The sequence below is a fragment of the Modestobacter roseus genome (assembly GCF_007994135.1).
Lineage (GTDB): Bacteria > Actinomycetota > Actinomycetes > Mycobacteriales > Geodermatophilaceae > Modestobacter > Modestobacter roseus.
Genome location: NZ_VLKF01000001.1, coordinates 2,556,356 through 2,569,317 on the forward strand (window position 1 = coordinate 2,556,356; position 12,962 = coordinate 2,569,317).

Sequence of the window (12,962 nt, forward strand, 5' to 3'; positions counted from 1 at the left end):
CGTGGTGACGCCCGAGGAAGGTCAACCCGTGGTTCACGCCTACATCCTCATCCAGACCGAAGTCGGCAAGGCAGCCGCGGTCGCCGCGAGCATCGGCGAGATCGCCGGCGTGACCAAGGCGGAGGACGTGACGGGCCCCTACGACGTGATCGTGCGGGCCGAGGCGAACAACGTCGACGAGCTCGGCCGGCTGGTCGTGGCCCGGGTGCAGTCGGTCGACGGCATCACCCGCACGCTGACCTGCCCCGTCGTCAACATCTGAGGCACGTGAGCACCGCCCCGGACGCTCCCGCCGACCCCGCGCCGTCCCCGGCGCCCGACCCGCTGCGCCGGGCCGCGCTGATCGCGCTGGCCGTCGCGGTGCCGCTGGTGGCCGCGCTGCTCGTGGTGGTCAACGTCGTCGGGGGGAACGAGGAACCGGACGGCGACGACGACGCGGTGGCGGAGATCTCGGGCACGACGTCGGCGCCGCGCGGGGACCTGCCGCCGGTGGAGGTCGACACCCCGGAGGTGACGCCGGAGGCGGAGCTCGCCTGCCCGGTGCTGATGGACCAGCTGCCGCTGGAGCTGGCCGGGGAGACCTCGCGGATGGTCAACTCGGACTCGGTGTTCGCCTACGCCTGGGGCGACCCGGCCCAGGTGCTGATCTGCGGCGTCGACCCGGTCACCGCCGGGCAGCCGGACACCACCGAGATCCAGCTCAGCGGCGTGCAGTGGCTGGTCGACACCTCCGCCCCGGAGGCCAACGTGTGGACGACGGTCGACCGGCTGGTGCCGGTGCAGGTGACCGTGCCCGAGAGTGCGGACAGCTCGCTGCCGCAGGCGCTGAGCCCGATCATCGCCACCACGCTGCCCGTCACCGACCCGTCCGCCACCGACTGACCGACGGTTCGCCGACGGCGCCGCAGCCAGTCCAGGCTGAGAGCGAGAAGACCGAGAACCCGGTGAGAACGCCATGCTCGGTCCGGCGAGGTATTCCGAGCAGATGGGGGCGGAAGCATCACGGGCAAGGGGTCAATCAACCTGGTGCACCCCGCTGCCAACTTTGGTGGGATCGGCGAGGTTGCGCAGGCCCACGCCGCGATCGGTCAGGTCGTGGCTCGGTTCGGGGTGTCGCAAACGGTGCGGCCGAGTCGGTCGAGGGTGTTCACGACGGACTCATCGACGGGACGGGCGAGGGCCAGGAGTGCGGTCAGCCCGGGGCAGTCGGTGGTAGCGCCGGACTTCCTGTCCAGCCAGATCCACTCGGGAGCGACGCCGGCGGTCGTGAGGGCGTCGACCTGGCGGTCGAGATCCCGCTGGGTCGTCGAGACCCGCTCATACACAAGATCCACACCCGGGGGTTACCGGCGACGTCTGACAAGTCGGAGGCGGTTGGGTGAAGTGAGACGGCGTTTTGAGACGATCTCGGAGACGGTGACGACCTGTGGACTTGATTCGTTGGACTGGTGGCAGCGCGGGTGTCTCACTTCCAAGGATGTGAGACGGTCCGCCCGAGCGTGAGGTGACGCCTCTGGTGCCACGGCACATCGCGTTCGGTAAGGCCTCAAATGGCCGGAAGGCCACACGACCCGACTAGCACGATGCCAGCGACCCTTAAGTCCCCATCGCGGCGCTAGCGTGGCCGGATTAGGTGGAGCTAGGCGGCCGGGCCAACCCAGTTCGGTCGCCTAGCTTAATCGCGCCTCCTTATGTGGATTCGGGTCTGGGTCGTATCACCTGAATGGGTAGCGTGTCCGCCGCACCCCGGTCCGCCGCTTTTCGGCCATTTGAGCTAAATACCCCCAACCGCACAAGTATGCGAAGACGGCGGTAAATGCAGCTAGACCCGACTGAATTGCGTCAGAACTGTTGGCGAGGCCGCCCACCAAGAAGGCCACCCCTACTGTCAATGGGAGAAGATGGCGAGAGTCGGTGGGTGAGACTGATCCTCCTAGTCGGCGCTTCAACTGCAGTCTCGGGACAAGCGCCGAGCGCCAGTAGAATCCCAACGTAAAGCACAAGATCAGTACAGCTCCGATAAAGCAAACTAAACGCACCGATGACGTGGTCGGCTGTAGAAATCGCCAAGTCAGCTGGACTGCGCCACCAAGGATGGCGATCGTCGCGGCCAGCGTAACCAATGAGAGAACTCGGTCGACCCGCTCAGGCTTAGTCCAGCTGCGGATCCATCCTGCTTTCGCCATCAGAAACACCAAGCTCCCTTGTAGTGCCCCGGGACTACGGCAACGGTCGGCGCGGGCCCTGGGAAAGCGAGACCGTACTTGACCTTCAAGCATGTATTCGCGTAGAACCTGGCCGACACTGCCCAAGCCATCACGTTACCCACCGTCCACAGGACGAAGAAGTTCACGCCCGGCACGAACACAAGGAGTGCGAGCGCGGTCGCGTAGCTCCCGCCGGCCATCAGGCGGGTCTCCTTCTTGTTGAAGTAGGCCGTGCCAGTAATCCAACCCCAGGTGAACCTGGGATCTGCTACAACGGGGTATGCGTACGACATCTTGGTGTGTTCTACAACTTGAACGAGCGTAGTGCCTATGACCTCGTATCGGGTTGGCACCCCGGTGCCGTTGACGTCCTTGGCCCACGGAGCGCTCACGGCACCAATTAGAGTGCCATTCGTGCCGCGAATCTCTACGGACCCGTCCGCCAGGCGGGTCATCCGCGCAGTCGGAGGAAGAGACATTTCGTACTCATAGCGGGTAGGCGCTGCGGCACTCGAGATAACCGTTGCAAAGCGGACGCTCTCATCGCCAAGCTTTTGCACCGTCAAGCTGTCGTCATTCTCGGCGCCATAAACAGTAGTTCCGTCTTGAGCTGTTGTTGCCTTTTGCGAAGTGGCTAGATCTGGCAGTTGTACTCCAAGTTGAGTGGTTTGACCAGAAGCATCTTTCGAAGTCAGTAGTACAGGATTCGTGGAGGCGGACGGCGCCATGACACTTGTTGTTGCGCCGGAGTCGATGGACTGAGCAGCGGCGTATTGATCGCTTGCTATCGGCTGGAGCATCTCAGCGTCCTGCGATGGCGACGCTGCGTTGACCATGTCGGCCACTGCATCGGCCGGTCCCTGGACTCTGATCGTCTCACAGTCCGACATGTCACCCGATTCTTCGTCTTCCGTGCAGATATCGATACCGCTTCCGCCTTGCGAGATGTCCTTGGACGGTCCGCCGTTCAGGGTGTCATCGCCCACATCTCCGTTCAGGCGGTCTTCGCCGAGCCCTCCATATATGAGGTCAGTCCCCGCCCCACCGCTTAGAAGATCGTGTCCGTCATCGCCGTGCAGGACGTCGTCACCTTCGTCACCCTCCAGGGTGTCGTCTCCACTGCCACCCCGGAGCAAGTCGGCACCGTCGCCACCAGTCAGTACGTCGCCACCGTCTTCTCCCGACAGGTCGTCGTCACCTTGACCACCGATGAGCCGATCATCGCCCGTGCCGCCGCGGATTGTGTCGTTGCCCAAACCTCCGATGATCACGTCATTTCCTGCTTGGCCACTGGCGGAGTCGTCGCCCTCACCCAGGTCGATCCAGTCATTGCCGGGCCCGCCGAAGACGATGTCGTCACCACCCAGCGCTTCTACTCTGTCGTCTCCTCCCAGTGCGCAGATGATGTCTGGACCGGCAGTGCCGACGATAATGTCGGGACCACTGGTTCCCATGACTGTACAAGGCACTGCGATGGCATTTGTGTCGGTAAAAAGGGTTGTTCCAACGAATTCTTGAACTTTCCCCTCCGAAATCGGACGCTCTGCGCTCCTCGGGTAGCCGAACGTTGACTCGACTCCACCTGCCGCAAGCCACAGGTCGCGCGTCTGTCCAGTGACTGGATGTGCCCCGGTGGCGGGTGAGTGGTAAATGGAGCCGCCTTGAAAGTCGTTATAGCTGCCGCCGTTGACGTTGGTGGGGTCGCTGGTGGGGAAGCCGAGGTAGCTGCGTTCCCAGTTCATCGCTGCGTACTTGGCGCGGATGGGGCCTTGGACGTAGTAGGCGGCGGGTGCTCCGGGGGTGGAGTACATGATGGCGTCGCCGGAGAAATACTGGTGGAAGTGGTTGGGCTGGGCCATGCCGTACTGGGGGCTGGTGGGGTAGCCCAGAGGGCCGTTTTCGTAGCCGGTGGCGGCCCACTTGCTGCGGATGGGGCCGTTGCCGATGTCCCAGGCGTTCGTGGCCGGGGAGTAGTAGATGGAGCCGCGCTGGAAGTGGTTGAAGCAGCCGCCGTTCTGCAGACCGCAGGTCTGGCCGGTGGTGGGGTAGCCGAGGTGGCTGCCTTCCCAGCCGATGGCTGCCCACCGGTCTCTGATCGCGCCGGTGATGTCCTGGGCGCCGGTGGCGGCGGTCCAGTAGATGGACCCGCGTTCGAAGTGGTTGTAGCAGCCGCCGTCACGTAGCCCTGAAGTGACCCCCGTCGGCTGAACACCTCCAGACTTGGCATCAGCCAAGGAGGGAGGGCCCGGATGGGCCGACGGAGCAAGTACCCCGAGGAGTTCCGGCAGCGAGCCGCGCAGCTGGTGCTGGACAGCCGCCGCAGCGTCCGCGAGGTCGCCAGTGAGCTGGGCATCAACCACGAGACGCTGCGCAACTGGGTCACCGCCGAGAAGCGTCAGCGAGCCGATGGGCCGGCCGCGCTCAGTGCCGACGAGCGGATGGAGCTGGCCCGGCTGCGGCGCAAGGTCGCTGAGCTGGAAGTCGAGCGGGAGATCTTGAAAAAAGCCGCGGTCTTCTTCGCTCGGGAGACGGGCCGGTGAGCCGCGGACTGGTCTGCGAGTTCATCGCCGCGGAGAAGACCAGCTACGGCGTGCGCCGTCTCTGCCGAGTGTTTCGGATCAGCCCCACCAGCTTCTACGCATGGGCCGCCCGCGCCGGCGGGCCGACAGCCGGCGAGCTCGACGAGGCCTACGCGATCGAGGCCGCTCGTGAGGCCTGGGTAGCCCACCGCCGGATCTACGGCGCCCGCCGGCTGACCGCAGAAGTCCGCGACCGCGGGCACGGCTGGAACCGGAAACGGGTTGCGCGGCTGATGCGGCTGGGTGCGATCGAGGGCGTGCACCGGCGCCGGCGAGGCAAGTACGGCCGCCGCGCGGTCTCCACCGCGACCGCCCCGGACCGGGTGGAGCGGAACTTCACCGCGGCCGCCCCCAACCAGCTGTGGGTCGCCGACATCTCCTACCTGCGCTCCTGGGAAGGCTTCGTCTACCTCGCCGTGGTCGTCGACGCCTTCAGCCGCAAGGTCGTCGGCTGGGCGATGGCCGACCACCTGCGCACCGAGCTCGTCCTCGACGCCGTCGGCATGGCCATCACCACCCGCAAGCCCGCTGCAGGAACGGTGCACCACACCGACCGCGGCAGCCAGTACACCTCCTATGAGTTCGGCAAGGCGCTGCGCGACTCCGGGGTACTGGCCTCGATGGGCCGGGTCGGGTCGGCATTCGACAACGCGATGGCCGAATCGGTGTTCGCCACGCTGAAGACCGAACTGATCTACCGCCGCTCCTGGCCCACCCGCCACGAGCTGGAGATGGAGGTCTTCTCCTACCTCGAAGGCTTCTACAACACCCGCCGCCGGCACTCCCGGCTCGGCAACCTCAGCCCCACCGACTACGAGAACATGCACCTGACACAGAACGAGGTGTCCGCCTGACGGGGGTCACTTCAGGGCATCGGTGCGGGAGGCACATCGATGAGCGATCTCGGCCACGCGATCTTCTGCGGGCTGGACGTCGGCAAAGGCACCCATCACGCGGTGGCACTGGACCCTGACGGGAAGCGGCTGCACGATGCCGCGCTACCGCAAGACGAGCAGCGGTTGCGCCAACTGTTCACCGGCCTGCAGGTTCACGGCGACGTGCTGGTGGTCGTGGATCAGCCGGCCACAATCGGTGCGCTGCCGATCGCGGTCGCCCGGGACGTGGGATGCCAGGTCGCCTACCTGCCCGGGCTGGCGATGCGCCGGATCGCGGACCTGCACCCGGGGTCGGCCAAGACCGACGCCCGGGACGCCTACGTCATCGCCGAGGCCGCCCGGACCATGCCGCGCACACTGCGCCAGGTCGATCCCGGTGAAGAAGTGCTGGCCGAGCTCGGCGTGCTGATCGGATTCGACGATGACCAGGCCGCCGAGGCCACCCGGCTGAGCAACCGCATCCGCGGGCTGCTCACCCAGATCCACCCCGCCGCCGAGCGAGTACTCGGTCCTCGAGTGAGCACCACGGTCGTGCTGGAGTTGCTCTCCCGTTTCGGCGGCCCCGCCGGACTTCGCGCAGCCGGCAAGCGGCGACTGATCACCGTTGCCCGCAAGGCCGCACCCCGCGCTGGCGAGCAACTGGTCACCGACCTGCTCGCCGCACTCGACGAGCAGACAGTGGTCGTTCCCGGCAGCGCAGCCGCGGAGAAGGTGCTGCCGCGGCTGGCCGAATCCCTGGCCCAAGTGCTCACCCAACGGCGGCAGATCGCCGAGGAAGTGGAAGGGATCCTCGATGCCCACCCTCTTGCCAAGGTCCTGACCTCGATGCCCGGCGTGGGGATCAGGACCGCAGCCCGCATCCTGCTCGAAGTCGGCGACGGCAGCGCCTTCCCGACCTCCGGGCACCTGGCCGCCTACGCCGGCCTGGCGCCGGTCACCCGCCGCTCGGGCTCCTCGATCCGCGGCGAGCACCCGCCCCAGGGAGGCAACAAGCAGCTCAAGCGGGCACTGTTCCTCTCCGCCTTCGCCGCCCTGGCCGACCCAACCTCACGGGCCTACTACGACCGCAAGCGCGCCGCCGGGAAACGACACAACGCCGCCCTCATCTGCCTGGCCCGACGCCGAGTCGACGTCCTGTTCGCCATGCTCCGCGAAGGCACCCTCTACGAGACCCGGTCCGCCCGACCGGCTTGACCGGACCCATAGGGACACCCCCCCCGATACTGACCGATCGCTTCTCTCGACGCGCTATCGCCTTTCCCTTGTTGCTCCGGCAATGATCCCGAACGCGAGTATGGCCATCAGCGAGAACGTAAGCACGAGTAACAATCCGCGATCATTGGCTATCGAATCCCATAGTCCCCAGATCCCCAACGGAAGCAGGATGATGCCGACAATAAGACGCGTGCGCTGGATTGGTCTCATCACTAGAAGCAAGAGTCGATAACGCTGGCTATGGCAAAGGTGCCGAAGATAGACGATACCCCGTATTCGGCTACCAGGCCAGCGAATGCAAGGGCCGAAATTCCACCCGAAGCGGCAATGCCGGCTAGGGCGACTGCCGTTGCACTGCCTGCACCGATAACTCCGAGGATTGACAAAGCACAGGAGGAGATGAGTCCAGTCGGGTCGGATCGGTTGCAGGGATTCCCTGCGGCGTAGAGGTAGTCGTTGGCTTCTTGGCCGCTGGGGTCGGTCTGGGTGAAGCGGCCGTGGGTGGGGTCGTAGTAGCGGGCGCCGAGTTTGATCAGCCCCGAGTTGGTGTCGGTGTAGCCCTGGCCGTAGCGGTAGGGGTTGGTGGCGGCGTAGCTACCGGTGCTGGTCTTGGTGGCCCCGTAGGCGCTGTAGGTGTAGGCCGCGGCGACTGTGCCGGTGGTGGTTACGAGGGTGCGGACGGCGTCGACCTGGTCGGTGAAGGGGTAGTAGCTGGTCGCACCGTTCGGGTTGGTGATGCTGCCCTGGCGCACGGCGATCAGCGTGCCCTGCGGGTCCCGGACCGTCCAGGTGCCTGAGCCCGAGGCCGCGGACCAGGCGGGTGCCGGAGAGAGCGGGCTGAGGCCGAAGGTGGTGTTCCCGGCGGTAACCCGGTCGTTGTTGCCGGTTCCGGCGTAACCCGAGGTAACCGCGGTGCCGCCGGTGGGGGTGGTGGTGACGGCCTGATCGCGGTCGTTGTAGGCCACCGTGCGCCCGGGGCTGGACTTGGCGGTGGTCTGGTTGCCGTTGCCGTCGTAGCTGAAGCCGCTGCCGGTCAGGCCGCTGCCGGTGGCGCCGGTGAGCTGGTTGGCCGCGTCGTAGCTCAGCTGCTGGGCCGGGTTGGCGGTGGTGCAGGTGGCGCCGGCGGCGGTGTAGCTGCGGGTGCGGTTGCCGGCGGCGTCGTAGCAGAACGCCTCGTAGTCCACGCTCGCCCCGCCGGCGGTGGGGGTGGTGTTGGCGATGGTGAGCCGGTCGAGGGCGTCGTAGCTGTAGGCGGTGGTGCGGGCGGTGACCGCGTCCCGGATGGAGGTGACCAGTCCGGTGTCCTTGGTCGGGTTCTCCGCCGTGGCCGGGACGGTGGGGTCGGTGTAGACCAGGGTCAGGTCCAGCCGGGTGCTGCCGGCAGCCGTGCCCTTGATGTTGGTCGGCCGGCCGGAGCCGTCCAGGGTCCAGGTCTGGGTGGCCCCGCCGGGGTAGCGGACGCCGGTGCGCTGCCCGTCGTCATCGACCCGGAAGAGGATGCACTTGGTGGAGGCCGCACCGGGGCTGGTGTAGCTCTGCCCGGAGCACGTGCCGCCGGGCTCGGCGATGGAGGTCAGCTGGTTGGCGGTGTTGTAGCCGTAGGTGATCTGCCCGCCGGTGTCCTGGTAGCCGACCAGCAGCCCGAGGCCGTCGTAGTCCAGGTAGGTGTCGCCCTCGGGGGCTTCGATGGACTGGATGCGGTCGACCAGTTGGGCGTGACGGTTGTACTGGGTGTAGCGGGTCTGGGTGCCGGCGGGGTTGTACTCGGCGACCGAGCGCAGCGGCCCGTCGCCGGTGATGTAGCGGGACTCGGTGGAGCCGTCGTCGTGCCGGGTCCAGGCCACCCGGTCCAGCCGGTCGTAGCCGTAGCGGGTTTCCTTGCCGTTGCCGTCGGTCAGGCTGGTCAGCCGGGAGAGGGCGTCCCAGGTGTAGGTCTGCACCCCCCGCCCGGTGGTGGTCGCGCCGTCGGCGGTGGTGCCCGGCGGGATCATCGTGGCCAGCTGGCCGGCGGTGTCGTAGCGGTAGGCGGTGCGGTGCGCGGTGGTCGCCGCCGCCGATGCCCCGGGGGTGTAGAGGGCGTCGCGCTCCTCGCACAGCACCCCGGTCTTGGTCGCACTCGGCGCGCCGCCAGTTGCCATGGGACCTGCACTTGATCAAGTCGGCGCCGGCGCCGTGGCGACTACTTCTTTGATCGCAAGTACATGACCACAGCAAAGAGCAGGACCACGAATACTGCGATCGCAATGCCCACAACGGGGCTCGTTGACCCGCCCGTACTGTTCGTTGGATTGTTCGTTACCGCCAGGATGAGCACCTGCACTCCACCAGTAACGGGCGTTGTCGGTCTCCGTGGTGCGGACGGCAGCGATCACGAAGTCCAGGCTCATGCCTCCCGCTCCGTCCTCTCGCCGGTGAGGTTCGCGTCCGGTTCGCGACCCTCCACCGACACTCGCACCGCACTCGTCGGGCGTCGTCTCACTTCTTCCTCATCCGCTTGACGAGCAAGCCGATCACAGCAATCGCCATGATCACACCGACGATGACGAAGCTCGCCGGGCTGCTGTCACCGCCGCTGTAACTCGTATTCGCGGCCAAGATCTGCACTGTCGACTCCGATCACTGGGTACGGGCTTCCACGAACGGCACGTCATCGAGACCGGCCGGACGGTCAACGGCGCCGGGGACATCCCCGTTACGATGTCGGCGCCAAACGCTACGGCTCCCCACGCCGGCCCTCCTGCGGGCAACGCCCGGCCGACCTCGACCCGGTCAGCTGGACAGCCAGTCGGCGACGACCAGCCCGACGCCGGCGACGAGCAGCACCGCTCCCGCGAGTGCGGCGCCCCTTCGATCGTGGTCGAGGGGCTTCTCCTCGCGGTCGCTCACGCCGAGCCACCGGTTGCCCTTCTCGTTCATCGCCGAGATGACCGACCGTCCGGTGATGAGGAGCACTCCTGTCAGAGCGAGCGCCCCACCGATCACCACCCCGGCCACCGGCTCGAATCCCTTCAGCGATCACTCAGACCCGGAGAACGGGTGCAGGGTCGACATCTCGGCTCTCAGTTGTCCGGGAGCTGGGCGAGCTGGTCGGCGACGACGGCGGACAGCTCGGTGCGCGCCTCCTCCGCCGTCGGCTGCACCGAGGCCACCGCGACGGTGAACGCCCCGCGGGTGCACCAGGCGAACGCCGGCGGCCCCTCCAGCCCGTGCTCGGGCACCGCCTCGGGCATGGCCATCAGCACGCAGTCCTCCGGCAGGCCGGCCGGCGCGTGGTCCAGGGTGCCGCCGTAGTACTCGGCGTCGTTGCGGGCCAGGTCCTCGGCGTAGGTCGCCGCGCCGGCCGGGTCGGCGAACTGGTCGATGAAGACGCTGGTGATCCGCGGACCGTCGCGCCAGAACCGCTCCCACCCGCGCAGGTACCCGTACTCGCCGAGCACCTCCTCCTGCTGCTGCGCGTCCTCGCCGTAGCCGGCGACGTCGTCGACCGTCTTCTCCCCCGCCGGCGGGTCCAGGTCGTCGTCGGGCACCCGGGGCAGCCCGGAGGGCACCTCGTCGACCAGCAGCTCCTCCAGCTCCCGCGCGTCAGTGGGCAGCGACGGGGCCGGGCTCTGCGCCAGGGAGGTCTGCGGCGCCGGCTCGGTCTCCGCGCAGCCGGCACACACCGGGGCGACCGCCAGCAAGGCTGCCGCCAGCGCCCAGCGCGGCCACAGCCCGGAGGTCATCCGGCGTCCAGCGCGCTGCGCACCAGCCGGTCCACCAGCTCCGGGTAGCTGACGCCGGACGCCGCCCACATCCGCGGGAACATCGAGATCGGCGTGAAGCCGGGCATCGTGTTGACCTCGTTGACCACCAGCCGGTCCGCGCCGGTGGCCGGGTCGGTGGAGAGGAAGAAGTCGACCCGGGCCAGCCCGCGGCAGTCCATCGCCAGGTAGGCCCGCCGGGACATCTCCTGCACCGCCGCGGTCTGCGCCGGCGTCAGGTCGGCCGGGACGTCGAACTCCACGGCGTCGGCGAGGTACTTCGCGTCGAAGTCGTACCAGTCGGTGCCCGGCCGCAGCCGGATCTCCGCCGGCAGGCTGGTGTCCGGCACCGGGGAACCGGGCCGGGCGAGCACCCCGCACTCCACCTCGCGGCCGGGGACGGCGGCCTCGACGACCACCTTCGGGTCGACCGCGGCCGCCGTCGCCACCGCCGCGGGGAACTGCGCCCAGTCGGTGACCTTGGTGATGCCGATGCTGGAGCCGGCCCGCGAGGGCTTCACGAAGACCGGCAGGCCCAGCCGCTCCCGGGCCGTGGCGTCGAGCAGCTCGGGATCGGCGCTCAGCGCGCCGGCGGCGTCGCGGAGCACCACGTGGTCGCCCTGCGGGATGCCGGCGGCGGACAGGAGCTTCTTGGTGAACTCCTTGTCCATCGACGCCGCGCTGGCGAACACCCCGGAGCCCACGTAGGGCAGCCCCGACATCTCCAGCAGGCCCTGGATGGTGCCGTCCTCGCCGTAGGCGCCGTGCAGCACCGGGAAGACGACGTCGACCGCGGTGAGCCGGCCGATCGCCTGACCGGCGTCCAGCACCGCCAGGCCCCGCCCGGCCGGGTCGCCCACCAGGCAGACCGCGGTGCCGTCGGTGACCTCGGGCAGCTGCCCGGCGTCGATGGCCAGCGCCTTGCCGTCGTGCAGCACCCAGCGGCCGTCGCGGGTGATGCCCACCGGCACCACGTCGTAGCGCTCCGGGTCCAGCGCGGCCAGCACGCTGCCGGCCGAGACGCAGGAGATCGCGTGCTCCGCGCTCCGCCCGCCGAACACGACCGCGACCCTCGTCTTGCCCGGCTTCCCCGTCATCGCCGCCGACCCTAGCCGAGCGGGCGGCCGGCCACGGCAGGCAGCGCGGAGAGCCCGGCCTCGAGGTCGGCGACGAGGTCGGCGGTGTCCTCGATGCCGCAGGAGAAGCGCACGAACCCGGCCGGGACGGCGTCCCCGCCCCACTGCGCCCGCCGGTCGACGGTGGTGTGCACGCCACCGAAGCTGGTCGCCGCGGCGAAGAACCGGGTGGCCGCGACGAACGCCGCCACCGCCTCGGCGTCGGCGAGCTCGGCGGAGACGACCCCGTTGGGGCGCAGCATCTGGCGCTGGGCCAGCGCGAACGACGGGTCGCCCGGCCGCCACGGCCAGCGCACGTCCCGCACCGCTGGGGAGCCGGCCAGCACCTCGGTGAGCGCGGCGGCGTTGGCCGCCTGCCGGGCCAGCCGCAGGTCCAGGGTGCCCATCGAGCGGTGCGCCAGCCATGCCTCGAACGCCCCGGGGGTGTTGCCGGTCGTCTTGCGCCAGGCGGCGATCCGGGTGTTGAGCTCGCGGCCCCGCTCGGTGTGGGCGGTGCTCACGTGCCCCAGGAGCACGTCGCTGTGGCCGGTCAGCGCCTTGGTGTCCGACGCGACGACGACGTCGGCCCCCAGCGCCAGCGGGCGCTGGCCGATCGGGGTGGCCGTGGTGTTGTCGACCACCAGCACCGCGCCGGCCGCCTGGGTGGCCGCGGCCACGGCGGCGATGTCGCAGACGTCCAGCTGCGGGTTGCTGGGGGTCTCCAGCAGCACCAGCCGGGCGCCGTCGAGGTCGCCGCGGGCGGCGACGTCGGCGATCTCCAGGGTCGGCACCAGCTCCACCTGCACGCCGAACCGGGCCAGCTCGTCCCGGGCGAGCACCCGGGTGGCGTAGTAGCCGTCCGACGGCAGCACCACCCGGTCACCGGGGCCGGCCAGCGCGAGGACCGCGGAGCTGATCGCCGCCATGCCGGTGGCGAAGGACAGGCAGTCGCCGCCGTCCAGCTCACCGACCGCCCGCTCGAACACCCGCAGCGTCGGGTTGTCCGGCCGGGCGTACCCGTCGGCGCCCTGCCAGCCGGGGGCCTGGTCGCCGAGGTGGTACGGCGCGGCGAACACCGGGGAGGGCCGCAGCGGGGCACCCGGCACCAGGGGCTCGTCGCCGGCGTGCACCAGCCGGCTGCCGTCACCCAGCTCGGCGGGCAGGTCAGGGGTGGTCACAGGAGTCCTCCACGGGGGTGCGACAGTGACCC

At 68.7% G+C, this 12,962-nt stretch carries 14 protein-coding genes; 5 read left to right on the forward strand and 9 right to left on the reverse strand.

What is annotated here, in order from left to right:
- The first annotated feature begins 28 nt into the window (after nucleotides 1–28).
- Together JD78_RS12130 and JD78_RS12135 are read left to right on the forward strand one after the other, a co-directional pair.
- The gene (locus tag JD78_RS12130; RefSeq protein WP_153362507.1) at nucleotides 29–262 is read left to right on the forward strand and encodes an Lrp/AsnC ligand binding domain-containing protein; all 234 of its coding nucleotides are present in this window, start codon (nucleotides 29–31) and stop codon (nucleotides 260–262) included.
- Nucleotides 263–267: 5 nt separating this feature from the next.
- The gene (locus JD78_RS12135) at nucleotides 268–882 is read left to right on the forward strand and encodes a DUF3515 family protein (RefSeq protein WP_243731035.1); all 615 of its coding nucleotides are present in this window, start codon (nucleotides 268–270) and stop codon (nucleotides 880–882) included.
- Between the two features lie 206 nt (nucleotides 883–1,088).
- Here the strand turns inward: JD78_RS12135 and JD78_RS22895 are convergent, their stop codons facing one another.
- Entirely contained in the window at nucleotides 1,089–1,334 is a 246-nt protein-coding gene (locus JD78_RS22895) for a recombinase family protein (protein WP_424991694.1), read from the reverse strand.
- Between the two features lie 851 nt (nucleotides 1,335–2,185).
- The gene (locus JD78_RS12145; RefSeq protein WP_166521151.1) at nucleotides 2,186–4,441 is read right to left on the reverse strand and encodes a hypothetical protein; all 2,256 of its coding nucleotides are present in this window, start codon (nucleotides 4,439–4,441) and stop codon (nucleotides 2,186–2,188) included.
- A gap of 15 nt (nucleotides 4,442–4,456) precedes the next feature.
- Between JD78_RS12145 and JD78_RS12150 the strand changes: the two genes are divergently transcribed.
- Genes JD78_RS12150 through JD78_RS12160 form a run of 3 tightly spaced genes read left to right on the forward strand, consistent with a single transcriptional unit; the run spans nucleotide 4,457 to nucleotide 6,876 of the window.
- Complete coding sequence (locus tag JD78_RS12150) at nucleotides 4,457–4,747, forward strand: transposase (RefSeq protein WP_166521127.1); 291 nt, start codon at nucleotides 4,457–4,459, stop codon at nucleotides 4,745–4,747.
- On the forward strand, nucleotides 4,744–5,640 hold the full coding sequence (locus JD78_RS12155) for an IS3 family transposase (protein ID WP_166521451.1): 897 nt from the start codon (nucleotides 4,744–4,746) through the stop codon (nucleotides 5,638–5,640). Before JD78_RS12150 ends, JD78_RS12155 begins: the two co-directional genes overlap by 4 nt.
- A gap of 39 nt (nucleotides 5,641–5,679) precedes the next feature.
- The gene (locus JD78_RS12160) at nucleotides 5,680–6,876 is read left to right on the forward strand and encodes an IS110 family RNA-guided transposase (protein WP_166521152.1); all 1,197 of its coding nucleotides are present in this window, start codon (nucleotides 5,680–5,682) and stop codon (nucleotides 6,874–6,876) included.
- 233 nt (nucleotides 6,877–7,109) lie between these two features.
- Here JD78_RS12160 and JD78_RS12165 read toward each other — a convergent pair whose 3' ends face one another.
- The 7 genes from JD78_RS12165 to JD78_RS12195 all read right to left on the reverse strand — a co-directional run bounded on the left by JD78_RS12165 (nucleotide 7,110) and on the right by JD78_RS12195 (nucleotide 12,930).
- The gene (locus JD78_RS12165; RefSeq protein ID WP_153360259.1) at nucleotides 7,110–9,035 is read right to left on the reverse strand and encodes an RHS repeat-associated core domain-containing protein; all 1,926 of its coding nucleotides are present in this window, start codon (nucleotides 9,033–9,035) and stop codon (nucleotides 7,110–7,112) included.
- A 15-nt stretch (nucleotides 9,036–9,050) separates the two neighbouring features.
- Nucleotides 9,051–9,284 (reverse strand): hypothetical protein, encoded by a 234-nt coding sequence (locus JD78_RS12170; RefSeq protein WP_153360257.1) that lies wholly within the window; start codon nucleotides 9,282–9,284, stop codon nucleotides 9,051–9,053.
- An 88-nt stretch (nucleotides 9,285–9,372) separates the two neighbouring features.
- Complete coding sequence (locus tag JD78_RS12175) at nucleotides 9,373–9,501, reverse strand: LPXTG cell wall anchor domain-containing protein (RefSeq protein ID WP_153360255.1); 129 nt, start codon at nucleotides 9,499–9,501, stop codon at nucleotides 9,373–9,375.
- Between the two features lie 165 nt (nucleotides 9,502–9,666).
- Entirely contained in the window at nucleotides 9,667–9,891 is a 225-nt protein-coding gene (locus JD78_RS12180; protein ID WP_153360253.1) for a hypothetical protein, read from the reverse strand.
- 65 nt (nucleotides 9,892–9,956) lie between these two features.
- Complete coding sequence (locus JD78_RS12185; RefSeq protein WP_153360251.1) at nucleotides 9,957–10,619, reverse strand: hypothetical protein; 663 nt, start codon at nucleotides 10,617–10,619, stop codon at nucleotides 9,957–9,959.
- The gene (locus JD78_RS12190; RefSeq protein WP_153360249.1) at nucleotides 10,616–11,734 is read right to left on the reverse strand and encodes a D-alanine--D-alanine ligase family protein; all 1,119 of its coding nucleotides are present in this window, start codon (nucleotides 11,732–11,734) and stop codon (nucleotides 10,616–10,618) included. The genes JD78_RS12185 and JD78_RS12190 overlap by 4 nt, the downstream gene beginning before the upstream one ends.
- An 11-nt stretch (nucleotides 11,735–11,745) precedes the next feature.
- Entirely contained in the window at nucleotides 11,746–12,930 is a 1,185-nt protein-coding gene (locus tag JD78_RS12195; protein ID WP_153360247.1) for a cystathionine gamma-lyase, read from the reverse strand.
- Between the last annotated feature and the right edge of the window lie 32 nt (nucleotides 12,931–12,962).

Coding starts and splice junctions, on each gene's coding strand:
- JD78_RS12160 (WP_166521152.1), top strand. CDS start 5,680: ATGAGCGATCTCGGCCACGCGATCTTCTGCGGGCTGGACGTCGGCAAA.
- JD78_RS12185 (WP_153360251.1), bottom strand. CDS start 10,619: ATGACCTCCGGGCTGTGGCCGCGCTGGGCGCTGGCGGCAGCCTTGCTG.
- JD78_RS12190 (WP_153360249.1), bottom strand. CDS start 11,734: ATGACGGGGAAGCCGGGCAAGACGAGGGTCGCGGTCGTGTTCGGCGGG.
- JD78_RS12170 (WP_153360257.1), bottom strand. CDS start 9,284: ATGAGCCTGGACTTCGTGATCGCTGCCGTCCGCACCACGGAGACCGAC.
- JD78_RS12150 (WP_166521127.1), top strand. CDS start 4,457: ATGGGCCGACGGAGCAAGTACCCCGAGGAGTTCCGGCAGCGAGCCGCG.
- JD78_RS12165 (WP_153360259.1), bottom strand. CDS start 9,035: ATGGCAACTGGCGGCGCGCCGAGTGCGACCAAGACCGGGGTGCTGTGC.